The 22914-nt window shown below is 63.4% G+C and carries 23 protein-coding genes, 1 tRNA gene and 1 pseudogene; 11 read left to right on the forward strand and 14 right to left on the reverse strand.

The window, feature by feature from the left end:
• Nucleotides 1-151: 151 nt before the first annotated feature.
• The 7 genes and pseudogenes from BIZ42_RS00095 to BIZ42_RS00120 all read right to left on the reverse strand — a co-directional run.
• The gene (locus BIZ42_RS00095; protein ID WP_012480215.1) at nucleotides 152-661 is read right to left on the reverse strand and encodes a nuclear transport factor 2 family protein; all 510 of its coding nucleotides are present in this window, start codon (nucleotides 659-661) and stop codon (nucleotides 152-154) included.
• A gap of 19 nt (nucleotides 662-680) precedes the next feature.
• Entirely contained in the window at nucleotides 681-1451 is a 771-nt protein-coding gene (locus tag BIZ42_RS00100) for a cytochrome c (RefSeq protein ID WP_012480216.1), read from the reverse strand.
• Nucleotides 1452-1463: 12 nt separating this feature from the next.
• Nucleotides 1464-2732, reverse strand: coding sequence for a copper-binding protein CopB (locus BIZ42_RS00105; protein WP_005413421.1), 1269 nt, complete (start codon nucleotides 2730-2732; stop codon nucleotides 1464-1466).
• Nucleotides 2729-4600 (reverse strand): laccase-like oxidase CopA, encoded by a 1872-nt coding sequence (locus BIZ42_RS00110; RefSeq protein WP_046936179.1) that lies wholly within the window; start codon nucleotides 4598-4600, stop codon nucleotides 2729-2731. The genes BIZ42_RS00105 and BIZ42_RS00110 overlap by 4 nt, the downstream gene beginning before the upstream one ends.
• A gap of 115 nt (nucleotides 4601-4715) precedes the next feature.
• Nucleotides 4716-5135, reverse strand: a complete 420-nt coding sequence (locus BIZ42_RS19135) for a CopL family metal-binding regulatory protein (protein WP_080354476.1) — start codon at nucleotides 5133-5135, stop codon at nucleotides 4716-4718.
• 174 nt (nucleotides 5136-5309) lie between these two features.
• Complete coding sequence (locus tag BIZ42_RS00115) at nucleotides 5310-5660, reverse strand: helix-turn-helix transcriptional regulator (RefSeq protein WP_046936183.1); 351 nt, start codon at nucleotides 5658-5660, stop codon at nucleotides 5310-5312.
• Nucleotides 5661-5733: 73 nt separating this feature from the next.
• Nucleotides 5734-6102, reverse strand: a pseudogene (locus BIZ42_RS00120) (transposase); the annotation flags it as partial.
• 131 nt (nucleotides 6103-6233) lie between these two features.
• On the opposite strand from BIZ42_RS00120, the gene BIZ42_RS00125 reads away from it, so the two are divergent.
• Nucleotides 6234-6689 carry a 3'-5' exoribonuclease gene (locus BIZ42_RS00125; RefSeq protein WP_237393539.1) on the forward strand — a complete coding sequence of 152 codons (456 nt, stop codon included), beginning with the start codon at nucleotides 6234-6236 and terminating at the stop codon, nucleotides 6687-6689.
• 175 nt (nucleotides 6690-6864) lie between these two features.
• A tRNA-Ile gene (locus BIZ42_RS00130) sits at nucleotides 6865-6967 on the forward strand.
• Between the two features lie 3 nt (nucleotides 6968-6970).
• On the opposite strand, the gene BIZ42_RS00135 is transcribed toward BIZ42_RS00130, so the two are convergent.
• Both BIZ42_RS00135 and BIZ42_RS00140 read right to left on the reverse strand, forming a co-directional pair.
• Entirely contained in the window at nucleotides 6971-7597 is a 627-nt protein-coding gene (locus BIZ42_RS00135) for an SEC-C domain-containing protein (RefSeq protein ID WP_052758893.1), read from the reverse strand.
• A gap of 312 nt (nucleotides 7598-7909) precedes the next feature.
• Entirely contained in the window at nucleotides 7910-8182 is a 273-nt protein-coding gene (locus tag BIZ42_RS00140; RefSeq protein ID WP_046936187.1) for a metal/formaldehyde-sensitive transcriptional repressor, read from the reverse strand.
• 49 nt (nucleotides 8183-8231) lie between these two features.
• Between BIZ42_RS00140 and dmeF the strand changes: the two genes are divergently transcribed.
• Complete coding sequence (gene dmeF, locus BIZ42_RS00145) at nucleotides 8232-9194, forward strand: CDF family Co(II)/Ni(II) efflux transporter DmeF (protein WP_070425137.1); 963 nt, start codon at nucleotides 8232-8234, stop codon at nucleotides 9192-9194.
• A gap of 490 nt (nucleotides 9195-9684) precedes the next feature.
• Here the strand turns inward: dmeF and BIZ42_RS00150 are convergent, their stop codons facing one another.
• Nucleotides 9685-10734, reverse strand: coding sequence for a DNA-binding protein (locus BIZ42_RS00150; RefSeq protein ID WP_046936191.1), 1050 nt, complete (start codon nucleotides 10732-10734; stop codon nucleotides 9685-9687).
• A 273-nt stretch (nucleotides 10735-11007) separates the two neighbouring features.
• Between BIZ42_RS00150 and BIZ42_RS19820 the strand changes: the two genes are divergently transcribed.
• The 8 genes from BIZ42_RS19820 (at nucleotide 11008) to BIZ42_RS00185 (ending at nucleotide 17119) form a co-directional block, all read left to right on the forward strand.
• A complete protein-coding gene (locus BIZ42_RS19820; protein ID WP_237393540.1) occupies nucleotides 11008-11808 on the forward strand; it encodes an ATP-binding protein in 801 nt (266 codons plus the stop codon).
• Between the two features lie 30 nt (nucleotides 11809-11838).
• On the forward strand, nucleotides 11839-12588 hold the full coding sequence (locus BIZ42_RS19825) for a TOPRIM nucleotidyl transferase/hydrolase domain-containing protein (protein WP_237393575.1): 750 nt from the start codon (nucleotides 11839-11841) through the stop codon (nucleotides 12586-12588).
• The gene (locus tag BIZ42_RS00160; RefSeq protein WP_070425138.1) at nucleotides 12566-13660 is read left to right on the forward strand and encodes a UvrD-helicase domain-containing protein; all 1095 of its coding nucleotides are present in this window, start codon (nucleotides 12566-12568) and stop codon (nucleotides 13658-13660) included. Before BIZ42_RS19825 ends, BIZ42_RS00160 begins: the two co-directional genes overlap by 23 nt.
• A 115-nt stretch (nucleotides 13661-13775) precedes the next feature.
• Nucleotides 13776-14123, forward strand: a complete 348-nt coding sequence (locus BIZ42_RS00165) for a metalloregulator ArsR/SmtB family transcription factor (protein ID WP_070425139.1) — start codon at nucleotides 13776-13778, stop codon at nucleotides 14121-14123.
• On the forward strand, nucleotides 14120-14650 hold the full coding sequence (locus BIZ42_RS00170) for an arsenate reductase ArsC (protein WP_070425140.1): 531 nt from the start codon (nucleotides 14120-14122) through the stop codon (nucleotides 14648-14650). The genes BIZ42_RS00165 and BIZ42_RS00170 overlap by 4 nt, the downstream gene beginning before the upstream one ends.
• Before the next feature lie 10 nt (nucleotides 14651-14660).
• The gene (arsC, locus tag BIZ42_RS00175) at nucleotides 14661-15074 is read left to right on the forward strand and encodes an arsenate reductase (glutaredoxin) (protein WP_083279732.1); all 414 of its coding nucleotides are present in this window, start codon (nucleotides 14661-14663) and stop codon (nucleotides 15072-15074) included.
• Nucleotides 15071-15796 (forward strand): arsenical resistance protein ArsH, encoded by a 726-nt coding sequence (gene arsH / locus BIZ42_RS00180; protein ID WP_070425141.1) that lies wholly within the window; start codon nucleotides 15071-15073, stop codon nucleotides 15794-15796. The genes arsC and arsH overlap by 4 nt, the downstream gene beginning before the upstream one ends.
• Nucleotides 15797-15814: 18 nt before the next feature.
• A complete protein-coding gene (locus tag BIZ42_RS00185; protein ID WP_070425142.1) occupies nucleotides 15815-17119 on the forward strand; it encodes an arsenic transporter in 1305 nt (434 codons plus the stop codon).
• A gap of 31 nt (nucleotides 17120-17150) precedes the next feature.
• Here the strand turns inward: BIZ42_RS00185 and BIZ42_RS00190 are convergent, their stop codons facing one another.
• From BIZ42_RS00190 to BIZ42_RS00205, 4 genes are read right to left on the reverse strand one after another with little or no spacing between them, the layout of a single operon-like run.
• Complete coding sequence (locus tag BIZ42_RS00190) at nucleotides 17151-17429, reverse strand: hypothetical protein (protein ID WP_070425143.1); 279 nt, start codon at nucleotides 17427-17429, stop codon at nucleotides 17151-17153.
• Nucleotides 17426-20623, reverse strand: coding sequence for a CusA/CzcA family heavy metal efflux RND transporter (locus BIZ42_RS00195; protein ID WP_070425144.1), 3198 nt, complete (start codon nucleotides 20621-20623; stop codon nucleotides 17426-17428). The genes BIZ42_RS00190 and BIZ42_RS00195 overlap by 4 nt, the downstream gene beginning before the upstream one ends.
• Nucleotides 20624-20631: 8 nt before the next feature.
• Nucleotides 20632-21579: an efflux RND transporter periplasmic adaptor subunit gene (locus BIZ42_RS00200; protein ID WP_083279733.1), complete on the reverse strand. Its 948-nt coding sequence runs from the start codon at nucleotides 21577-21579 to the stop codon at nucleotides 20632-20634.
• Nucleotides 21576-22853, reverse strand: a complete 1278-nt coding sequence (locus BIZ42_RS00205; protein WP_070425145.1) for a TolC family protein — start codon at nucleotides 22851-22853, stop codon at nucleotides 21576-21578. The genes BIZ42_RS00200 and BIZ42_RS00205 overlap by 4 nt, the downstream gene beginning before the upstream one ends.
• Nucleotides 22854-22914 lie beyond the last annotated feature (61 nt).

Genomic DNA, 22914 nt, shown 5'->3' on the forward strand with positions numbered 1-22914 from the left:
GCGTCGGCTGATTGGGCGACAACCTGTGCGGAGGGCGAGGTTGTGGGTTGCGCGGACGAAGCATCCTGGGTGCAAGCACCCAGACCAGCCACGGCAAGGACCACAAAAGTCAGACGGTGCAATGTGAGCGTAGTCATTTCAATCTCTCGACTCAGCGCTTGGTCCGCGAGGACCAGTGGATGTGGACGATCCGCCAGCCGTCCGCGGTCTCCTTCAGCACCATCGTCTCGGCGCTCTGGACGGTCAGTGGCTGGCCGTCCTTCTGGGCATGCAACTCGCTTTCGGTTCCGACCCACGCGAACTCGCCAGCGGCTCGTGCGCGCTGACGGAGCAGCTGGCGATGGGCGCCCTTGAGGAACGCCGCATCGCTGACTGCGTGATGGCCCATGTATTCCTCGCGGCTGCGTTCGGCGCCCCCGGACTCGAGGATGAGAACGTCGGCAGCGAGCAGGGCTTCGACCGTGGCCAGATCGCCGCTAGACAGGGCCCTGTTGAAACGCTCCGCTACGGCGACCGCGGCCTCTGCAGTGACTGGGACGTCGACGTCCGCAGATGCCGCGGCAGCGGGGTGATGTGCGTGCGGCTGTGTCGCCTGCGCCATTGCGGGGGACACGACGGCCAGTGCCAGTGCGAGGGTGAACGAGATTGCTGTTGCGTTCATTGCGTGGGCTCCAAGGAGATCAATGGGTGTGCGCATGGCCGTCATCGGCCACGGGCGTGTGTGGTGCAGGGTGCGACTCCACCTTGCCGTCGGGATGGCCGTGGCTCACCAACCCGACTTCCGTGTCGCTGGGTGTCGGGCCGTGGTGATCGTCGTCCACGCCCGGCGGGTGCGCATGCGGCATGGAGTTGTTGCCCGGCTCGAATAAGGCAGGGTGATCCTCGGCCTTTTCGTCGTCATGGTGGCCTTGCGTCTCGCCGCCGCCATGCGAATGGCCCTCGCTGCTGTCGACAAGTTCCTTGTACGCAGTCGCGTCCAGCGTGGGCAACTTCTGCAGGAAGGCCGACATGTTCCATATGAACTCATCGTCCATGCTGCCGCCCCAAGCGGGCATGCCGCTGGCCTTGATGCCGTGCTTGATCACCCAGAACGCCTCAGCTGGAGCGACCGGCTGTTTGCTTAGGTTCGGTGGCGCGGGGTACAGGCCCTTGCTCATCTCGGTGGCCGCCGCGTCTGGTGAAAGATGGCAGGTCACGCACATGGCGTTGTAGTTGCCCGCACCCTGGCGGATACGCTCAGGATCATCAAGGTTCGTGGGTAGCTGAAGCTTGGCGGCGCGCACCTCAATGGAACGCTCGCGCGCCGTTTCAAGTAGCGCATACACCGGGCGACTATGCGGATCGTCGGCGGCCACGTTGTACACGCCCAGAGAGACCGTGGCGGTTGCGACCACCGCAACCAATGCCACGCCGGCACCGAGCCATACCCACATCTTTTTGTTGGATTTCATTGTCATTTCCCCTTAGAACCAGGTACGAAGGCCGATGACCAAGCGCGTGTCTTCAAAGGACTCGCCATGCTCGCGTCGCATGTCTGCGGTATTGCCAAACGCGCGCTCGTACACCACGCCGATGTAGGGAGCGAACTTTCGGGTGAACTCATAGCGAAGTCGTAGCCCCGCCTCAGCGGCACTCAGACCCGAACCTATCCCGCGCAATGGATCGTTCTTGCCATAGGCGGTGACTTCCACCAGCGGCTGCAAGATCAGCCGGTTGGTTAGCAGCAATTCGTACTCGGCCTCGACATTGGCGGCAGTCTGGCCCCCTTCGCCGAGATAGGCTGTGGCGGACACTTCGAACTTCATCGGCGCCAAGCCCTGTACACCGATAGCGGCGAAGTTCTGCGATGCCCCAGGCTTGAAGTCATGACGCACACCGGCCACCACATCCCACCACGTGGAGATACTGCGGCCGTAAAGCACTTCCAGATCAGCCGACTCGGTCTGACCATCCGTGCGTTCGCCTTCACTGCGGAGCCAGACGCGATTGAGGTCCGTACCGATCCAGCCCTGGCCCTCCCAGCCCAGCCCGGTGCCCGGATCGGCATCCCAGGTTTCCAGGCGATTGAGCAGCACGTAGCTCTTGATCGAGTTGTCATGCACCGGATGCGCGTGTTCCGGCGCGATGGCCGCCTTGCGATCCGCGTCCGTCACCGCGGGAATCGGGGTGCGCGGCTGCGTTGGCGCTGCAGGCCCGTGTCCCATCTGACTGTGGTCCATGCCCTCCATCGATTGCATTCCCGCTTCTGGTGTAGCGGGCGCGGGCGAATCATGGCCCATCTGCGAATGGTCCATCCCCTGCATCGCAGGCGTGGCCGTGCCGGAGGTGTCGGCTGCAGCGGGCTGTGCCATCTGACTGTGATCCATGCCCTGCATCGACTGCGCCTGCGCTGTGGGCGCCGCAGGTGTGCTCGCGGGCGAGCCGTGCCCCATCTGCGAATGGTCCATGCCCTGCATGGCAGGCTCGGCTGCGTTAGCCTGCGGCTCGGCGTGGCCCATCGCCGCATGATCGATCGTCGCTTCGCTCGTCTTGGCCGGTGTTGCAGGCTTTTGGGCTGGCGCAGGTTTTGATGTCGGCGCCTGATGTGCAGAGTGATCCTGAGTCTGGGTCTGCGCGCCCTGCTCCATCTGCATGGAGCCGTGCTGCATAGATTGGGCGCTGGCCGCATTGGCCAGGGCCAGCGAGATAGCCGTCAGCGCAGTCAGGGTGGTATCGCGTCTATTGATGTTCATTCGTCGACCCTCACCGTGCGCATCATTCCGGCTTCCATGTGATAAAGCAGGTGGCAATGGAACGCCCAGCTGCCCAACGCATCGGCACGCACGCGATACGTGCGTCGGCTACCTGGCGGCATATCCACCGTGTGCTTGCGCACCATGAAGTTGCCGTTGTCGTCCTCCACGTCACTCCACATGCCGTGCAAATGGATGGGATGGGTCATCATCGTGTCGTTAACCAATACGATGCGCATACGCTCGCCGTAGTTCAGCCGCAGCGGCTCGACATCGGAAAACTTCTGACCGTTGAAGCCCCAGGAGAATTTCTCCATGTGTCCGGTCAGATGCAGCTCGATCTCGCGACCGGGGTCGCGTCCGTCAGGGTCTTCAAAGGTGCTCTTGAGCATGGAATACGTCAGCACATGACGGCCGTTATCGCGCAGGCCATTGCCCGGATCATCCAAGCGCGAACTCACGCTCATGGCTTGGTTGTCCAACAGGGGATTGTTGGTCTCGCTAGCAGGGTGTGATTGCATGCCCCCGTGCTGCATGCCTGCCATGGCACCATCGCCGGCGGCGGGCATCGCATGGCCTGCATGGGCCGAGGTCGCGTTACCGCTGACAGGTGGGGTCATGCCAGGCATGCCCATGGCCGCACCACAGCCGCCTTCCATGCCCTTGCTGCCGCCAGACATATCCATCGACCCATGATCCATGCCCATGTCTGCCATCGTCAGCAGCGGCCGGGGATCCACAGACGGAACGGGCGCGCGTAATCCTTCGCGCACAGCGAGCGTGCCGCTGATGTAGCCGGTGCGACCGGAGTCTTGGGCAAAGATGGTGAATGCGTCCTGCCCGGAGGGCTCCACGATCACATCGAAGGTTTCTGCTACCGCGATGCGGAACTCGTCGACGGAAACCGGATGGACATACAAGCCATCTGCCGCCACCACGGTCATCTTCAGCCCCGGAATACGCACATCGAAGTACGTCATGGCAGAGCCATTGATGAAACGCAGGCGCACCTTCTCGCCACTGCGGAACAAACCGGTCCAGTTGCCCAGTGAGGTCGTGCCGTTCATCAAGTAGGTGTAGGTGTTGGCGTTGACGTCGGACAGATCCGTGGGCGTCATCCGCATCACGCCCCACATCTTGCGATCTTCCAACGTGGCCGACAGACCGTAGCGCTTCACATCGCGCGCAAAATCGCCGACCGTGCGCTTGTAATAGTTGTCATGGCCCGGCATCTTCTTCAAACGATCGAACAGGGCCGTCGGGTCCAGGTCTGTCCAATCGCTCAGCATCACGACGTAGTCGCGATCGAAGCTGAAAGGCTCTGGCTCCAGTGGATCGATCACGATCGGCCCATAAAGCCCGGCTTGTTCCTGGAATCCTGAGTGGCTGTGGTACCAGTAGGTGCCGCCCTGATGCAGGGTGAACCGATAGTGGTAGGTCTCACCACGTCCGATACCGTCAAAGCTCAGGCCCGGCACGCCGTCCATGTTGGCCGGCAGAATGATGCCGTGCCAATGGATGGAAGTGTCCGTGCCATGGAGGGAGTTGGCCGGCAATGCATTAGAGACACGGAGGCTGACCGTGGTGCCTTCCCGCCACCGCAGCAACGGCGCCGGAACGGACCCATTGACGGTGATCGCGGTGCGGGTCTTGCCGGTGAAGTTCATCGGCGTCTCGCCGATGGTTAGGTCAAACTCGGTGCCCGATAGTACGTTGGGTTGTCCCGGGCCCTTGAGCGCCCAACTGGCTTTGGGCCAGAAACCTAATCCTGCGACTGCGCCTCCCAAGGCCAAGCCCTGGACAAATCGCCGCCGCGAAGGTAGCAGCGGCGGTCCACCGTGTGGACCACGAAAATCATCATGCGACATGAAAATGCTCCAAGCGTCGTGTTGCCACCGGCGGGCGGTGGTACAGAGCGGGCGGCTGGCCTATAAATAGGCATGCAAGCCACACCAACGGCGCCATTGCGGCGCTTAGGGACGCTTAGCCGATCGGTGGTCGGATCAGATGAGGCAAGGCAGGTGCCGCATGCCCTAGGGGCAGCGGCATGACATCCAGGCCCAAGGCCAGTTGCACCGAAACATGCAGGCGCGCCGGAAGTGCGCTCGCGCACGCGTGTACGCAGGCGCACCGGCACGCAGAAGACTTGCAACAGTCGGGACCGGCATGGTCGCCATGCCCAGTGCCAGCCCTTTCAATCGAGGTGGCATCGGGATGATTCTCAGCACTGTGATGGGCGACGCAGTCTTCGTCGCCTTGCACCGCGGCAGCCACTTCGCTGGCCTGCGCTTCCATGGCCGGGTTCATACTGATCGACGCAAATGCCGACCACGCGCCGTTAAGCACGAGCATGACGATCAGGAGCAGTCGCAGTAGAAGTGAGGAGGCTGACACGGGCGACATTGTAAATCACTTTAGACAAGGCGCGTGTGTATCGGTCGTGAACAAAATCTCAAGTAGGCCTGAGATGCCGCCACTTGTCAGTCGCACTAGTCACGGCCACTGCAGCTCCCTCCAGGAGCGCCCAATGGGCGGGTTGAGGCGAAGGGTTGCCCATAGGGCTAGCGCTTGTTCGGTTTACTTCTCGGGTGTGGCCTCGATCAGCTTCACCAACTCCCGCTTCTGCTGCTTGCTTAGCGAGCCCCAGCGCAGGAGCAACTTGGCCAGCAGATCATCGTCGGTGTAAAGGAAGGCGGCGGGGATCCCCAACGCTTGGGCCAACCGCTCAGCAGTCTCCAGCTTGGGCTCGTGCTTGCCACGTTCGTACTGGTTGACTCGGGGGCTGGCCACGTAAGGATCCAGACCGGCCCGGATGCCCAACTCCTTCTGCGACAAACCCGTGTGCAGGCGGGCTTGTTGGAGGCGTCGAGCGAAGGTCGGTGTTGAGTTGACGGACAAAGTCACGCGCACCCCCCATGGAAACCCCATAAGGATGGCGGAAGTGGGGTTAAGCCGAGATACGTGCAAAAATGCCCCCCAGAATTTGATTTCTTCCGTGAAATCATTTGGTTGCCGGATTTTTGTTGGTACCTGAACTGTCGGCGCGATCGGGCCGCAACTGCGCCAGCAACTGCTCCAAGGTGTCCTGGCGCACACCGGCACGCAACGCTTCGGCCTCGGCTTGTTCACGCCGTTCTCGCTCCTTGGCCAAGTCGGCGTGAGCATTGGCCAGCTTGACCCGTGCGCTCTCCAACGCTTGGGCGTCCTGGGTCCAGCGTGCCAGCAAGGCCTGGTACTCCGCAGCCGTAAGCCGCAGCGCGTCCAGCTCCTTCCGCTGGTCGTCCGCAGCTTGCCGCACCTGCGCCAGTTCCCTCTCTAGGCGGCTGTGGCGTTCCAGCCACTGCCCGTTGTCGCGGTTGAGCTGAACCAGTTGAGGGTTGGCAGGGAATCGTTACGAGCACGGCCAGATTTTCGCTAACCGGTTGATGGATCGGTGAAATTCTACCCTCGGCCGCACTTCCAGGCCCGGCCCTCCCCGGGAAGCTGTGGCACCATTCAACCATGGCCACCACCTACTATTTCTTGGACACCGAATGGGCCGATGTAACCGGCAGCGAGCTGGTGAGCCTGGCGCTGGTTAACGAGGACGGTGATCGCCACTTTTACGCCGAGCGAGCCGATCTGCCCGAAAGCCCAACCGATTTCGTTCGTCAAAGCGTTTACCCGCTGCTCGACCGCGGCGGTACGGCCCTGCCGGATGCCGCCCTTACTACCGAGCTGCGCGCCTTCCTTAGCGAGGCCGACGCGCCGGCGGTTATGGCAGATTTCCCGAACGATCTTCAGCTGCTGCGGTATGCCCTGGATGGTTTTGAGCTCCCCGATGACCAAGTTGCCGCTTGCGGGCCCCGGCCGGCCCCGGTCATGACACGCATGTCGAAGGAAGGCCTCCCGGGGATGCTGGTCGAGGATTGGTTGCAGCCCATCCGGAGCATAGGGCCAGACGCCACCATGCGTTAGTGGACGCGCAGGCTTTGCGGATGGCCTGGCTGGTGGCGACCGACCGCGTCCCAGCTCCCGCGTGGGCTCAGTCCTACCGTCGCGCCAGGGGATAGCGGCGTGGCGTCCATCCCCTTATGAATTGCCTAAGCCCGCTCGACCCCCGAATACCGGCGTGATCGCATCGATCGATCACGCCCCTGTTGCTCATGTTGGTCAGAGCGCCGGCCTTATACCCCGGTGAGAGCACGCGCCAGATAAGCGCGTGCACGTCGGTTCGATTCCGACCAGGGGCACCACCGTCAACGACGGAAGAATGATTTTACTTGCGCGCCATGGCAGCGCTTGTACTTGCTGCCGCTGCCACACAGGCACGGCGCGTGCTCGCGCAGCCCCGCACCGAGTGACTGGCCCAGGAAATCCCTCGCCTGGAGAAGGGGCTGGATTTCGTTGGCCGGGACGCTCACCTCTCCGTACTGAGATGCGCGCTCGCCGCGGTTCATCACCTGGACAATCGCTTCGGACATTTGGATGAAGTGCTTGATCAGCAGGTCATCGCGCAGCGGCATGCGGACATTGTCGATCGTCACGCCCTCATAGCGCCTGCGCGGATCCGGCACGAAAAGAATCCGCCTCTCGCCTTCTGGCTTTGGCGTGATGTCGATCATTTCCCCTGCGGGGCTGACCCACACCGCGTGGAATTCTGCCTCGACCAGCACGTGCGGCCATTCCCACAGTTGCCACCCGCACAACATCTGGCCACCGTCCCGCGCGACCTTGGTCTGCACGTTGGGAAAGCACTCGAGCACGATCGCATCGGCTTCCGGCTGCACAGGGAGATAGACCGGGTCTGCCCCGCGCACGACCGAATCGGTTAAGCGCCGCACCGCGCGGGTGATTTCCGGGGGTGTGGTGGTGACTACACTCATGGCAAAGCTCCTTATGATCGTTGCGCCTGGTGTTCTCTTCCCAGGCTATGGCGCCGGCGTCTCTTCCGATGAGATCGTTCGGGGGTTGGTTCCGCTGGCGCGCAGGGAATGCAGCTGTGCTAACGGTGGCTCCAGAGCCTTTAGGTGAACTTGTGCACAAGAGGGTACTTAGCGACTGCAGGCATGCTTGATCGACCCCCTTCTGCGCCGGTGCTGGCAATGTGCCCGTGAATGGCTAGCCCCACCGATGTGAAGAATGAGCTGACGCTTGGCGGAGCCGAAAGGCAGGTTCGATAGCTGAGAGCGCGCTGTCTACTTGAAGTACGACTTCATCAGTCGTGCCACAGCCTCGACCTCTTCGGTACGGGCGGATTGTTCTGGCTCGTCGGCCACATGAGCCCTGAGATGAGCATTGAGCACCTCCAGCATGAGGCCGTGCATGGCCCCACGTACCGCAGCGATCTGAGTCAAGACATCCACACAATCTGCTCCGCCCTCCAGACTCTTCTCCAGCGCAGAGACCTGACCGCCAATGCGACGGACGCGGGTCAAGAGCTTCTTTGGATTCTCGTGGATGTGCGACATAGAATAATAGTATACCCTTAGGGGGTACCCGAATATACCCCCCACCCCTATGCACGAACCCCTTAACCTAGTCGCCCCGGCCCCGGTCCCGGCCCACACCCACCAGTTCGGGTCGCGGAACCCCTTGGCCGAACTGAACACCCGTCGAGCATTCTGGTTGACTGCCGTCATGATGATCGTGGAGATCATTGGAGGCTGGTGGTACAATTCGATGGCAGTCTTGGCGGATGGCTGGCACATGAGCTCACATGCCGTGGCCCTTGGTCTCTCCGCATTTGCCTACGCCTTCGCGCGCAAGCATGCGGGCAACCCGCGCTTTGCATTCGGCACCTGGAAGGTAGAAGTCCTCGGCGGCTACACCAGTGCCATCTTGCTGCTGTTCGTCGCAGGCATCATGGCCTTCGAGTCGGTAAATCGACTGTTGTCACCTACCGAGATCCACTACAACCAAGCTATTGTCATCGCCTTCGTTGGCCTGGCCGTCAACCTGATCTGTGCCTGGCTGCTCCGCGACAACCACGACCATGATCACGGCCATGGCCACGCACATGCTGGGCACGATGACCAGGAGCATGGCGGGCACGCGCACGATCTAAATCTACGCTCGGCCTATATACACGTCATGGCGGATGCGGCAACCTCGGTACTGGCGATCGTCGCCCTGTTCGGCGGAAAGATATGGGGCGCAGCCTGGCTGGACCCTGTGATGGGCATTGCTGGTGCTGTCCTAGTCACCGTCTGGGCCATTGGGCTGCTGCGAGATACGAGCAAGGTACTCCTGGATGCGGAGATGGATGCCGCGGTGGTTCAGGAGGTCCGTGAGGTCATTGCCGAGTCGGGTGTTGTGGCTCGCATTGAGGACATCCACGTCTGGCGCGTCGGTCGCAACCACTACGCCTGCATTCTTGCCCTGGTGACCCAAGAGGCAGTGTCTGCTGACTACTTCAGGGATGCCCTCCGCATCCACGAAGAACTGGTCCACGTTACGATTGAAGTCAGGCGTGAACAATGAAAACACCCTGCAGAAATCGCTGCGTGTTCACGGCCGCCGCGATCTGCGAAGGTTGCGGCCGATCTCAGGCCGAGATTCGCTTATGGAAGAAGATGACGCCATACCGACGCGCTGCAATTGAGCGCGAACTGAACCTGCCCGCTCGCATGTTGGTAGTGTTAGCTGGATTGCCGCGGCCTAAGAAGCCGTCGAGGTCGTGCTAGATATAGGGTCGCGGTCAATTCTATTCCGACTTGGGGTATCGTCATTTGCGGGGGAAGAGCGCTCTCCCCTTGGCCTGGGTCACCATTCCCAGTTGCTCAAGTCTGGGCGCTGGGAAAGTGCTCATGATCGATGGCACTGACTCCCGGTCGCTCCGAGAGCTGGAGCGGCTCGACTCCCCATACGGTGTCGGCCAGGCGTCAGATTGCCCTGGTGATTTCCGTAAGGTGTGGTCTTTACGGTCAATGCAGGGCTCTCTGCGACCGTTGGGCCATGGGGTTGGCCGGCGTTACCGCGGCATCTTCTTAGGCGAGATCGTCTTCGTCGCCGGGACTTCCGTGGTCACGGAATGTAGGTGCGCCAAAAGGGGCTCCAGCGTGCTCAGACGCACCGATGCTCGCAAGAACTCCGTCTCGGCTCGTTCGCGTCGATCCCGCTCTTGAGCCAGATCGGCCCGGGCTTGGACAAGTTCAACTCGGACGGCATCCAGTGTTTGGACATCTTGCCCCCAGCGCGCCTGCAGGCCGTGCAGCTCTGCCGCGGTCAGTCGCAGAGCATCGAGCTCGCACTGCTGAGCGTGGGCGGCCTGGCGCGTCTGCACCAACTCGCTTTCCAGCCGGGTGTGGCGGGCAAGCCACTGGCCGTTTTCCCGGTTGAGCTGCACCAGGTCGTGGTTTTTGGAGGTCAACGCTTCATTGGCTTGGCGCAGAGCGACCTGCAGTTCCTGCACCTGGTGCTCGTGCCGGCGTTGCTCTTGCTCGCGCTGGTCTTTGACCGAAGTGCGGTAGTGCTCAAGGGCCTCCCTCGCATGCTCGTGCTTCTGCTCTAGGGAGCGCGCGTGACTTTCGTGCTCCGTCAACCGCGCTGTGAGGCCCGCAATGCGCTCCTCCAGCTGTGCTAGTTCGGTGATACGGCTGGCCAAGTCGCCCCTGGCGACTTCGCCCGCCTCGCGCTCTGTCTGTAGCAGGGTCTCGGTGCGCTGAAGCTGCGCACTGAGGTTGCCGGCCTCTTGCCGGGCTTGTTCCAGGGCTTGGGTGCGCTCGTGCAGCTCGGCTTGGAACCTCTCCTGCTCCTGGGCGACCAGCGTTTCGGCCTCGGCATGCAGCCGTTCGGCCAGGCGAACTACCAAATCCTGCAGGACGTCGCTGATCGCGATCTTGGCGCCTAAGCCTTGCCCGTCCTCTTCTTCCAGCTCCTTCAGGTAGCGGTGGATGGTCGTTTTGGACCCGGTGTTGCCTAGCGCGACGCGTACGGCATCCACCGATGGGTTCTTGCCTTCGGCTCGGAGGCTGTCCCGAGCGCGCTGCACATCGCTTTTGTACAAGCCAGACCGAGCCATACGTCCTCTCCGGGTTTTTCGTAACGCATTACATACCATGTAATTACGTACCAATCAATGCGAGATCAATCCGGGTGAGTGGTCTAATAGTTAGGCGGGATAATATTGAATTATCCCGCGTAAGGCCGATTCTTGCCCTTCCCAGCGCCCCAAATAGTACGAAACCTCCCAAGGCCGGCGATCGCTGGGTAGTATGGCCCAGAGCGGAAAGGAGGCCAGCCAGGGTGCGGCCAGGCTCCGCCACCGAGCCCGTTGTTCATCAAAGGACTGTGCATGCCGATCGAACGTATCGTCATCGACAACTTCAAGTCGTTTCGGCATCTGGACCTGCCGCTCAACGCCCACATGAACCTGGTGGTGGGCGACAACGAGGTCGGCAAGTCCACCCTGCTGGAGGCCATCCACGCGGTGGTCACCGGGCAGTTGCATGGGCGCAATCTTGCCTACGAGCTAACGCCTCACCTGTTTCACCAGCCCACGGTGCGGGAGTACTTGGCGACGCTTGCTGCAGGGACGCCGGCATCGCCGCCGCGGATCTCCATCGAAGCCTATCTGGGCGGCGACGCCGCGCTGGCCTCGTTGCGCGGCACCAACAACTCGCTGCGCCAAGACACCGCCGGCATCCGGTTGCTGGTTGAGCTCAACGACGACTACCGCGAGGAGTTCAGCGCCTACCTGCAGCAGCACCAGGGCGCGGTCAGCCTGCCGGTGGAGTACTACACGGTGCGCTGGTACTCCTTCGCCAACAATGGCGTCACCGCCCGCAGTATTCCCTTTGACTCCACCATCATCGACACGCACGGCATCAAGACTCTGTCCGGTGCCGATCGCTATATCGCCGGCATCATCGAACAGGCACTGACGCCGGCGCAACGCGTCTCGCTGTCGCTGAGCTTCCGCCGCATGCGGCAGAGTTTTTCCGAAGAGGCGGATGTGGCGGCAATCAATGCGTACCTCACCGAGCACACCGGGGACATCAGCCACCGGGCGCTCACGGTGGGGGTGGACACATCGCCGCGCTCAACGTGGGAAACCAGCTTGTCACCGTACCTGGATGAGCTCCCCTTCACCTAGGCCGGCAAGGGCGAACAGAGCGCGGTGAAGATGAAGCTGGCGATGCACGCGGCCGGGGCGGCCCACGTGCTGCTGATCGAGGAACCGGAGAACCACCTGTCCTTCTCCAGCATGACCCAGCTGATCGACAAGATTGCGGCCCTTTCCACCGCCCAGCAGGTGATCATCGCCACCCACAGCAGCTTTGTGTTGAACAAGCTGGGCGTGGACAACGTGATCCTGTTCAGTGCGCAGGGCCAGATGAAGCTGGACCAGCTGCCGAGCGACACGCACGACTATTTCATGAAGCTGCCTGGTCATGACACGCTGCGGCTGATCCTGGCCAAACAGGCGATCCTTGTTGAAGGGCCATCTGATGAGCTGATCGTGCAGCGTGCTTACAGCGACCACCACGGCGTGGCACCGATGGCCCATGGCGTGGACATCATCTCGGTCAAATCGCTGGCATTCAAACGCTTCTTGCAGATTGCGGATCGGCTGAAAATTCAGGCCAAGGTGATCACCGACAACGATGGCGACATCGCGGTTGTGCAGGAACGCTATGCCGAGCACCTCACCGCGATCTACTACGATTCCGACGAAAGCGCCCCATCGCTGGAAGAGCAGCTGATCAAAGCCAATTCGCTGGCTGAGCTCAACACCGTGCTGGGCAAGACGTTTGCCGATGAGGTGGCGCTGCTCAAGTACATGAAAGGCCATAAGACCGATACGGCCCTGGCGATCTTCAACAGTCCTCACTCGATCAGGTTCCCGGACTATGTCCAGCGTGCCATCGCCTAACCGGGTACTGCTCTCAGCGGCAGGCTCGGGCAAGACCACGCTGCTGGTCCGGCAGGCCTTGGAGCGACCTGGGCGCCGCATCGCGATTGTCACCTACACGCTGGAAAACCTTGAAGAGATCCGGCGCTCGTTTGAGGTCCACGCCGGCGCGGTGCCCGCGCATGTCACCTTGCACAGCTGGTATGGCTTTCTGCTGCGCCAGTGCATCCGCCCGTACCAAGCTGCGCTGTGCCCTGAGCCTCGCATCGAGACCATCCTGTTCGTGGAAGGTGTTACCAACAACCGCGCCCCACGCACCCAGGTAGCGCGCCACTACCTGGCAGGCAACCGGATGTATTCGGACCGGGCGGCCGACTTTGCTGTGCGCTGCGATGAGCTGACCCAAGGTCAGGTCGTGGCACGCTTGGCGGCCATGTACGACGAGCTCTACATCGACGAGGTCCAGGACCTAGCCGGCTACGATCTGGATCTCGTCGAGCGGCTGCTGAAGAGTGATATCGCCATTACGTTGGTAGGTGATACGCGCCAAGCGACGTATGCAACCAACTATGCGCAAAGGCACAGCCAGTATCGTGGCCCCAATCTGGCAGCGCTGTTTCAGCTCTGGGAGTCGGATGGCTTATGCCAGCTGGATCACCGCCTTATCAGTCTGCGCTGCATCCAGGCCCTGTGCGATATGGCTGACACGCTCTATCCGCAGATGCCCCGAACTCAATCAGGCAATGGCGAGGTCACCGGGCACGATGGCATCTACCTCGTCGCTCCAGGGGATGTTGCGGCGTACATGCAGGAGTTTGCCCCCACCGTGCTTCGGCATGACCGCCGGCAAGCCTGCGACGGACTGCCTGCGGTGAACTTCGGGCAGTGCAAGGGCCGCACCTATTCCCGGGTCCTAATCTTCCCCAACGGGCCGTTGACGCAGTACCTGCGCACGGCAGATGCGGCGCGTATCACTGCGCCACCGAAATACTACGTGGCCTTTACCCGGGCGCGGCAAAGCGTGGCATTTGTGTACGCCGGCGTGTGTACGCTGCCGGGGCATCAGCTCTATGTCCCCAGCGCAAGCACATAGAGAAGCGTTGGATCTTGTGGCATTCGGGGTTACCGGAGCGTAAGCAATACGTGGCTTGATAGGTGCCGGCACCCGCTATGATTGCATCCTACAAGGATCGTTGTAGAATCGGCGAATGAACGATGACTCTGCCGTCTCAGCGCTGTCTGCTCTTGCCCACTCTGATCGCCTGGCCGCATTCAGGATGCTTGTCCGCGCAGGTCCCGACGGCATGCCGTCGGGTGAAATTGCTGAAGCGCTCGCGATTCCGCCACCGCGCATGAGCTTTCACCTTGCGACCTTGGAGCGGGCGAGCCTACTGCGCTCTTGGCGCGACGGGCGGCGTGTCCTGTACGCCGCCAGCTACGAAGACATGCGCCAGCTTCTTGAATTTCTCACCGAGGACTGCTGCTCCGGGAATCCGGACATCTGCGGCGCCCTCAATAACCTCGTCACTCCTTGTTCCGCGGAGACCTGCGCATGAGCTTTCCTCAGCCCTTTAACGTCCTGTTCCTATGCACCGGTAATTCAGCCCGCTCGATCCTGGCCGAGAGCGTCCTTCGCAAGATCGGCGATGGCCGTTTTAATGCGTTCTCTGCCGGCAGCCATGCCAAGGGGCAGGTCCACCCGTTGGCAATCGAAACGCTGCGTCAGGCCGACTATCCAGTCGAGGGGCTGCGCTCCAAGGCGTGGGACGAGTTCGCCGTGCCAGACGCCCCGACCATGGATTTCGTTTTTACCGTCTGCGACCAGGCCGCCGGCGAGGCCTGCCCATTGTGGCCGGGACAACCGATCACCGCGCATTGGGGCATCGAAGACCCGAGCCGAGAAGCGCGCGGGGACATGTGGCAGCGCGCCGCCTTTCGCCAGGCGCTGGTGTACATGGAGAACCGCATCAAGGCGTTCGTCGCACTTCCGATCCACACGCTAACCCGGACGAGCTTGGCCGCGCAGGTGGGCGAAATCGGGAAGTTCGAGGGCACCTCATCTCCCCGACCCGACGTGGCCTGAGGCGATCACCATGTCACTGACGATCTACCATAACCCGGCCTGCGGCACGTCTCGGAATACCCTGGAAATGATGCGCCAATCCGGTGAAGACCCGGTGGTCATCGAATACCTGCAGGCGCCGCCCACGCGCGAGAAGCTGGTCGAGCTGTTGGCTGCGATGGGCATGCCCCCTCGTGAACTTCTGCGCCAGAAGGGAACACCTTACGCGGAGCTGGGCTTGGACAATCCCGCGCTCACCAATGAGCAACTGGTGGACGCGATGATGGCGCATCCGATTCTGATCAACCGCCCCATCGTTGTTTCCGACCGGGGCGTGGCCCTGTGCCGACCGTCCGAGAAGGTGCTCGCGCTGCTGGACAAGCCTGTGTCCTCCTTCACCAAGGAAGACGGCGAAACCGTGACGGTTGCCGGAGCGTCGACGTGATCGATCGCATTGCCGCAGATTTGCCGAGCATCGACGCAACGCAACTTGCACCGATCGACATTGACGCACTAGCTGGGCCCGGCGACCCCAGGCACCCGCCCCGGATCCTCATCCTCTATGGCTCGCTGCGGGAACGCTCTTATTCCCGGCTGCTGGCAGAGGAAGCCGGCCGACTCTTGCGCTGGTACGGCTGTGACGTGCGAATCTTCGACCCGCATGACTTGCCACTGCCTGACGGAGCCACCCCGGATCATCCGAAGGTGAGTGAGCTTCGCGAACTTGCGTACTGGTCCGAAGGCATGGTTTGGGTCAGCCCGGAACGCCACGGCGCCATGACCGGAATCATGAAGGCGCAGATCGACTGGATTCCGCTGGCCGACGGGGCCAAGCGCCCGACACAAGGCAAAACCTTGGCGGTGATGCAGGTGTCTGGCGGCTCGCAGAGCTTCAACGCAGTAAACCAGCTGCGCGTACTGGGCCGTTGGATGCGCATGGTCACCATCCCGAACCAGTCCTCGGTGGCCAAGGCCTTCCAGGAATTTGATGAGGCTGGGCGCATGAAGCCGTCTGCGTACTATCAGCGCGTTGCTGACGTATGCGAGGAGTTGGTGAAGTTCACCTGGCTGGTGCGTGGTCGCTCAGCGTACCTAACCGATCGCTATTCCGAACGTGTTGAGAGCGCCGAAGAACTGTCCAAGCGCGTGAATCAGCGCTCCATCTAACCCTTGTCGGAGCGGTGCATGCTTGCCCTCGCGATTTTCATCGTCACTCTTGTATTCGTCATTTGGCAGCCGCGCGGGTTCGGTATCGGTTGGTCGGCACTGGCCGGCGCCGCTGTAGCATTGGCCACCGGCGTCGTCGGGTGGGGTGACGTCGCCACGGTGTGGGGGATTGTCTGGGATGCGACGTTTACTTTCGTCGCACTCATCATCATCTCGCTCATCCTAGACGCGGCCGGTTTCTTCGCATGGGCGGCGCTGCACGTGGCGCGCTGGGGCGGCGGCAGTGGTCGGAAACTCTTTCCGCTGATCGTCTTGCTTGGCGCTGCGATCGCGGCAGTGTTCGCCAACGATGGCGCGGCTCTCCTGCTGACGCCGATTGTTCTTGCCATTCTGTTGCGCTTGAACTTCCCGCCCCCGAGTGCGCTCGCGTTTACTGTGGCCTGCGGTTTCATCGCTGATACGGCCAGCCTGCCGCTGGTTGTCTCGAACTTGGTCAACATCGTCACCGCGAACTTTTTTGACGTCTCGTTCGGGCGCTACGCAGCGGTCATGGTGCCGGTGAATCTGGTGTCGGTCGGCGCCACGCTGATCGTCCTGTGGCTCTGGTTCCGCCGCGACATTCCCCGCACCTACCCGGTCCACGATCTTGAAGCGCCGCCTGAGGCGATCCGCGACAAGGCGGTCTTCCGCGCCGCTTTGCCCCTGCTCGCATCACTGCTCCTTGCCTACTTCGTGACCGGGCCGTTGGGCGTCCCGATCGCCTTGGTGACGGGTGTGGCTGCGCTGGTGCTGATGGCAATTGCGGGTCGCTGGGCGACAGGCGGCCGAGGCGCCACCATGGCCGTGACCAAGATTCTGCGTGGTGCGCCCTGGCAGATCGTGCTGTTCTCGGTTGGCATGTATCTGGTGGTTTATGGGCTTGGCAACGCCTGGCTGACAAAGGCTGCAAGTGCGGTGCTTGAGTGGCTGGCGGCGCAGGGAACCTTTGTGGCCACGATCGGCACCGGCTTGGCAGTGGCGGGCCTCGCTTCGATCATGAACAACATGCCGGCGACGCTGGTGGGCGCACTGGCCATCGACGGGGCCAATCTTCCGGCCGCCACCCGCGAATTGATGATCTATGCCAACGTCGTGGGCAACGACCTTGGCCCCAAGCTCACTCCGATTGGGTCGCTCGCGACCCTGCTGTGGCTGCACGTCCTCGCCGGCAAGGGCCAACGGATCACGTGGGGACAGTACATGAAGGTAGGGCTAATCCTCACGCCCCCGGTCCTGTTGGCCACGCTCGTCGCTCTCTGGATCTGGCTGCCGCTCGCTCAATGACACTGTCGGCGCACAGGTTCGCCGGCAGCGATCACATCTTCTTCAAGGGTGCCGCGGTGGGGGGCGGCGGCACCGGGCCCGGGTCGTTGAAGCACAGCATGACCTGATCGATGCCGAATTGGTCGGCCAGCACCCGGGCGGTCACCGCGTGCACCAGGTCCAGGTCGACCGAGGGCGCAGCGACAGTGATGGTGGCCGCGATCGCGAGGCCATGCTCTTTGGCGGGGACCAGACGTAGGTCATCGACCGCCTTCACGCCGGGGTCGGTAAACATCGCCGCACGCACCTGTTCCAGGTTGATCTCGTTCATGGTGTCGAAGGCTCCAAGGCACTGCCACCGGCGCGGGGAGCTCGGTCGCGATGCAGCCAACGATAGAGCACTGGCAGCACCAGCAAGGTCAATGCAGTGGATGAGACGATGCCGCCGATGACCACGGTGGCCAGCGGCCGCTGCACCTCCGAGCCGGCACCGATATTCAAGGCCATGGGGAGGAAGCCCAGCGAAGCCACCAAGGCGGTCATCAGCACCGGCCGCAGGCGGCCAAGGGCGCCGTCCCGCACAGCCTCGTCCAGCGGATCGCCCTGTTCGCGCAGGCGGCGGATGAAGGCAATCATGACCAGCCCGTTGAGCACAGCCACGCCCGACAGCGCGATGAAGCCCACGCCGGCGGAGATCGACAGCGGAATCCCGCGCAGAGCCAGAGCGAGCACTCCGCCCGTCAGCGCCAGTGGTACGCCACTGAACACGATGGCCGCATCCTTGGCCGAGCCGAAGGCCATGAACAGCAGGGCGAAGATCAACGCCAGTGTCACCGGAACCACCACCCCCAGGCGTTGGGTGGCCGAGATCAGCTGCTCGAAGGTGCCGCCGTAGTCGATCCAGTAGCCCTCTGGGAGCCTGACATCCTGGCCGATGCGCGTGCGCAACTCGCCGACGAACCCGCCCAGATCGCGCTCGCGCACGTTGGCGGTGATCACCACGCGCCGCTTGCCGTTCTCGCGATTGATCTGATTGGGCCCGCGTTCCACCTGGATCTTCGCCACTTCCCGCAGCGGCACCGTACGAGGCCCACCATTGGCGCCGGTGGCCAGGCGGCTGGACTCCTCGATACTGGTGTTTGCCGGCAGCGGAATGGGCAGGTCTGCCAGCACGGCGGGGTCTTGGCGCTGCGATTCGGGCAGGCGCACCACCAAGTCGAAGCGACGGTCGCCTTCGATCAACTGGCCGGCGACACTGCCCCCAATGGCGGTGGCCACCGTTTCCTGCACGTCGCCCGGGTTCAGGCCATACCGTGCCAATGCCGCCGGATCCGGTGTGATGGTGAGCAATGGCAGTCCGGTGACCTGCTCGGCCTTAACGTCTTCGGCGCCGGGGACGCTGCGCATGACCCGTTCGACCCGGCTGGCCAGGCGCGTCAGCTGGTCCAGGTTGTCGCCGTAGACCTTGACCGCCACGTCCGAACGGACGCCGGAGATCAACTCGTTGGTGCGCATCTGGATCGGCTGGGTGAACTCGTAGTTGCTGCCCGGAATTTCCTTGGCCGCCGCCTCCAGCTCTTCCACCAGCTCGGCCTTGGGCTTGCGCGGATCGGGCCACTGGTCGCGGGGCTTGAGCATCAGGAAGGTGTCGGCCATGGACGGCGGCATCGGGTCGGTGGCCACCTCGGCGGTGCCGATCTTGGAGAAGATGTTGGCCACCTCCGGGAACTGGGCCAGGCGCTTTTCCAGCGTTTCCTGCATGGCCACCGACTGCTCCAGGCTGGTGCCGGGAATACGCATGGGCTGCAAGGTGATGTCGCCTTCATCCAGGCTCGGCACGAACTCCGAGCCCAGGCGTGTGGCCAGCACGCCACAGCCCACCACCAGTACAGCCGCGCCTGTCAGCACCACGACGCGCCGGCGCAGCGCCCAATCCAATAGCGGCGTGTAGCGGGCCCGCGACCAGCGCATCAGGCGGTTGTCGTGCTCAGCCACGCGGCCGCGCAGGAAGGTGGCGATCGCCGCCGGCACGAAGGTCAGCGACAACACCATGGCGCCGGTCAGGGCCAGCACCACGGTGATGGCCATCGGGTGGAACATTTTTCCCTCCACCCCGGACAGCGCGAAGATCGGCAGGTAGACCGCCGCGATGATGCCCAGGCCAAACAGGCTGGGACGGATCACCTCGGCGGTGGCCGAGGCGGTCAGGTCATAGCGCTCTTCATCGTTGAGCTGGCGGCCCAGCGCGTGCTGCGCCTCCCCGAACCGGCGCAGACAGTTCTCGATGATGATCACCGCCCCGTCCACGATCAGGCCGAAGTCCAGCGCACCCAGACTCATCAGGTTGCCCGACACGCCGCCACGGACCATGCCGATGATGGTGAACAGCATCGCCAGCGGAATCACTGCGGCGGTGATCAGCGAAGCGCGCACATTGCCCAGCAGCAGGAACAGCACCACCACCACCAGCAGCGCGCCCTCGATCAGGTTCTTGGACACCGTGCTGATCGTGCGGTCCACCAGCGCGGTGCGGTCATACACGGCCTTGGCATGCACGCCCGGGGGCAAGCTGGCGTTGGCGGCGTCCAGCTTGGCCGCAGCCGCTTGGGAGACCTCCCGGCTGTTGGCGCCGAACAGCATGAAGGCGGTGCCGACCACGACCTCATGGCCGTTCTGGGTGGCCGCGCCCGTGCGCAGCTCCTTGCCTTCGCCGACGCTTGCGACATCGCGCACCCGAATGGGCACGCCATCGCGCCTGTCCAGCACGATGTTGCCGATCGCCTCCAGATTGGCCAACTGGCCGGGCACGCGCACCAGGAACTGCTGGCCGTTGCGCTCGATGTAGCCGGCGCCGATGTTCTGGTTATTGCGCATGACCGCGGCGACCACGTCGTTCAACGTGAAGCCCAGCGCCACCAACTGGGCCGGGTCGGGGGTGATGTGGATCTGCCGCTCAAAGCCGCCGATGGTGTTGACCTCGGTGACGCCGGGCGTGGTACGCAGCTGCGGCCGGATCACCCAGTCCTGCAGGGTGCGCAGGTCCGTGGCCGTGTACGGGGTGCCGTCGGGCTTGCGAGCGTTGGGCTCGGCCTCCACGGTATACATGAAGATCTCGCCCAGGCCGGTGGAGATGGGCCCCATTTCCGGGTCCAACCCTTCGGGCAGTTGGGAGGCGATCTGCTGCAGGCGCTCGGCGACCTGCTGGCGGGCAAAGTACAGGTCGGTGCCGTCCTTGAAGACGACGGTGACCTGCGAAAGACCGTAGCGCGATAGCGAGCGGCTGTAGTCCAGCTTGGGCAGGCCGGCCATGGCCGTTTCGATGGCGAAGGTCACCCGTTGCTCGGCCTCCAGCGGCGAGTAGCCCGGGGCCTGGGTGTTGATCTGTACCTGGACATTGGTGATGTCCGGCGTGGCGTCGATGGAGAGGTGACGGTAGCTCCACACGCCCAGCGCAACCAGCGCAGCGGTGAGCACCAGCGTCAGCCAGCGGTGGCGGATGGACAGCCCAATGAGGCGTTCAAGCATGGCGGGCCTCATTCCTCTTCCACGGTCGACTTTTCGATGTCGGCCTTGATGAGGAAGCTCTGGGCCACCACCACCTGTTCACCGGCTTTGAGCCCTTCCAGCACTTCGGCGCGCTCAGCGTCGCGGCGCCCCAGCTTGACCGGCCGGGTGTGGTAGGTCTCTCCCTGCTGCACGTAGACCACGTCCTGGTCTTCTGCGGTCTGCAGCGCGGTGATCGGCACCACCAGCGCCGCCGATTGACGATCCACGGTGACCCGCGCCTTGACCGCCGAACCCGGCCGCCATAGACCATCGGTGTTGGCCAAGGTAGCGCGCGCGATGGTGCTTTGGCTGGCGGTGGCGGTGCCGGGCAGGACACGTTCCAATGTTGTCTGCGCCGTGACGCCATCGCTCAAGCGGGTGACCGTTACCGGGACGCCGGCACCGATGTGCTGGACGTCGGCCCCGAAGATGTGCAGGTCCACCCACATGGTGGACAGGTCGGCGACCTCGAACAGTGGCGCGCCCTCAGCCGCCGCCATGCCCACAGCGGCCGTACGCGCCATCACCACGCCACTGATCGGCGCGGTGACGGTATAGGTGGTCAGGCTCAGATTGCTCTCTACCGTGGCCAGTGCCTGGCCGGCACGCACCTGATCACCCACGCCCGCCCGCACAGAGCGGACCGGTCCGGGGAAGCGTGCAGTGACCTGGGCGATGCGCCCATCGATCGGGGTGAGCAGACCTTGCACCTCATGCTCGTCAGCAATCTCACCGGGGCCTGCCGGCGCGACCTGGATACCCGCCGCCTGTGCCGCCTTGGCGGCAATCTTGGTTTCCAGCGGTGCTTCCTCGTGCTCTCCGTGCTCTTCGCCCTCAGCGGCGGCGGCGCCCTCAGAGGCTTCGTTGGGAGCGGATGCATTGCAGGCGGTCAGCAACAGGGCCATGCCCAGTGCGGTCCAGGAAAAACGGCTCATGGGCTATCTCCAAGTGAAGCGGCCACCGGCGGCGTTACAAGCGCCTGGCCGGTCAGTCGTTGAATTTCGATCAGGGCACGCTGCGCATCCAAGGCCACCTCCAGCTGCTGCTGGGCCATGGCCGTGCGTTCGGACTGCAACTGGGCCCATTCCATGTAGCTGATGGCGCCGGCGCGATAGGCGCGCTCGGCAGCCTGCTCAGCCCGGGCCAGCTTCGGCAGTACGTCACCTTGCAGGCGCGACACCTCGGCCTGCGCCACGGTGTAACGGCCATGGGCCTCAACCAGCGTGGAGTACAGCGACAGGCCCTTGGCCTCACGCTCGATCGTCAGGACCTCCAGCTCGGCTTCGCCGGCGTGGATCTCCGGCTGTGCGCGACTGCGGCTGCCCAGCGGCATGGACAGGCTGGCCACCAGCGCGCTGTCGTCGCTCTCCTGCAGGCGGCGCACGCCCAGCTGCCACGACAGATCCGGCGAGGCCGCCGAACGCGCCAACTGCAGTCGCGCCTGCGCGATCCGGCGGGCATCGGCAAACTGCGCCAGTTCCGGAGTCCGCTCCAGCTCATCGGCCAGCGTCTGCATGGAGGCGATCGCCGGCAGGGCCATCGGATCGGCCGGCGCCACCTCGAAGGTGGGAGTACGTTCGCCCCACAGCGCGGCCAGATGCTGACGGGCGGCCAGGCGCTGTTGCTCGGCCCGATCACGCGTCAGCTCGGCCCGCGCCAGCGCTGCCTGCGCGGTGAGCAGCACCGATTCGGGTGAAGCACCGGCCTGCAGGCGTTGCCGGGCAGCGGCCGCGGTTCGCTGGCGCTGGCCAACATCCGTGTCCGCCAAGCTGCGCTGCCGGTCGGCACCGACGACGGCCAAATAGCGCTGCGCCGTCTCGGCAAGCAAGTCCAGCCGCCCGGTCTCGCGCTGCACCGCCAGTGCATCAATCCGGCTTTGGGCCAAGGTGCGACGGGCGTCGAGCTTGCCACCGCGCTCCAGGACCGAGCTCAGGCTCAAGGTCAGCTCGGCGCTGTCCAGGCCACGGGCCGCGCCAGTGCCCAGCGCATTTTCGACCTCGGCACCGAGCGTCCACGGTGGGCGCTGCACCGCCTGGTCGCGCTCGGCAGCGAGCACGGTGGCGCGCGCATCGACCAAGCGCAGCTCGGGGTGGGTTTGGGCCACGCGCGCGAACGCGTCGTCCAAGGTCATCAGTTCGGCCGCTGCCGCCGGTGTTGTCGCCGCAGTCAGCAGCAGCCATGCGGCCAAGGCCGCCAATCGCACATGCATGGAAGTACTCCGAAGGGTTTCGACATCAACAAACGATCACCACCGCGCAAAGCAGCAGGTC

This window comes from Stenotrophomonas sp. LM091, from assembly GCF_001806305.1.
GTDB classification, from domain to species: Bacteria; Pseudomonadota; Gammaproteobacteria; order Xanthomonadales; family Xanthomonadaceae; genus Stenotrophomonas; species Stenotrophomonas bentonitica_A.

Bases quoted from the DNA above. Each gene is read 5' to 3' on its own strand.
- BIZ42_RS00160 (WP_070425138.1), top strand. From the start codon at position 12,566: ATGTCCAGCGTGCCATCGCCTAACCGGGTACTGCTCTCAGCGGCAGGC.
- BIZ42_RS00165 (WP_070425139.1), top strand. From the start codon at position 13,776: ATGAACGATGACTCTGCCGTCTCAGCGCTGTCTGCTCTTGCCCACTCT.
- dmeF (WP_070425137.1), top strand. From the start codon at position 8,232: ATGCACGAACCCCTTAACCTAGTCGCCCCGGCCCCGGTCCCGGCCCAC.
- BIZ42_RS00190 (WP_070425143.1), bottom strand. From the start codon at position 17,429: ATGAACGAGATCAACCTGGAACAGGTGCGTGCGGCGATGTTTACCGAC.
- BIZ42_RS00105 (WP_005413421.1), bottom strand. From the start codon at position 2,732: ATGAACATCAATAGACGCGATACCACCCTGACTGCGCTGACGGCTATC.
- BIZ42_RS19135 (WP_080354476.1), bottom strand. From the start codon at position 5,135: ATGTCGCCCGTGTCAGCCTCCTCACTTCTACTGCGACTGCTCCTGATC.
- BIZ42_RS00185 (WP_070425142.1), top strand. From the start codon at position 15,815: ATGCTTGCCCTCGCGATTTTCATCGTCACTCTTGTATTCGTCATTTGG.
- BIZ42_RS00115 (WP_046936183.1), bottom strand. From the start codon at position 5,660: ATGGGGTTTCCATGGGGGGTGCGCGTGACTTTGTCCGTCAACTCAACA.
- BIZ42_RS00135 (WP_052758893.1), bottom strand. From the start codon at position 7,597: ATGAGTGTAGTCACCACCACACCCCCGGAAATCACCCGCGCGGTGCGG.
- BIZ42_RS00205 (WP_070425145.1), bottom strand. From the start codon at position 22,853: ATGCATGTGCGATTGGCGGCCTTGGCCGCATGGCTGCTGCTGACTGCG.
- BIZ42_RS00170 (WP_070425140.1), top strand. From the start codon at position 14,120: ATGAGCTTTCCTCAGCCCTTTAACGTCCTGTTCCTATGCACCGGTAAT.
- BIZ42_RS00195 (WP_070425144.1), bottom strand. From the start codon at position 20,623: ATGCTTGAACGCCTCATTGGGCTGTCCATCCGCCACCGCTGGCTGACG.
- BIZ42_RS19825 (WP_237393575.1), top strand. From the start codon at position 11,839: ATGAAGCTGGCGATGCACGCGGCCGGGGCGGCCCACGTGCTGCTGATC.
- BIZ42_RS00140 (WP_046936187.1), bottom strand. From the start codon at position 8,182: ATGTCGCACATCCACGAGAATCCAAAGAAGCTCTTGACCCGCGTCCGT.
- BIZ42_RS00110 (WP_046936179.1), bottom strand. From the start codon at position 4,600: ATGTCGCATGATGATTTTCGTGGTCCACACGGTGGACCGCCGCTGCTA.
- BIZ42_RS00095 (WP_012480215.1), bottom strand. From the start codon at position 661: ATGAACGCAACAGCAATCTCGTTCACCCTCGCACTGGCACTGGCCGTC.
- arsC (WP_083279732.1), top strand. From the start codon at position 14,661: ATGTCACTGACGATCTACCATAACCCGGCCTGCGGCACGTCTCGGAAT.
- BIZ42_RS19820 (WP_237393540.1), top strand. From the start codon at position 11,008: ATGCCGATCGAACGTATCGTCATCGACAACTTCAAGTCGTTTCGGCAT.
- BIZ42_RS00200 (WP_083279733.1), bottom strand. From the start codon at position 21,579: ATGAGCCGTTTTTCCTGGACCGCACTGGGCATGGCCCTGTTGCTGACC.
- BIZ42_RS00150 (WP_046936191.1), bottom strand. From the start codon at position 10,734: ATGGCTCGGTCTGGCTTGTACAAAAGCGATGTGCAGCGCGCTCGGGAC.
- BIZ42_RS00100 (WP_012480216.1), bottom strand. From the start codon at position 1,451: ATGAAATCCAACAAAAAGATGTGGGTATGGCTCGGTGCCGGCGTGGCA.
- BIZ42_RS00125 (WP_237393539.1), top strand. From the start codon at position 6,234: ATGGCCACCACCTACTATTTCTTGGACACCGAATGGGCCGATGTAACC.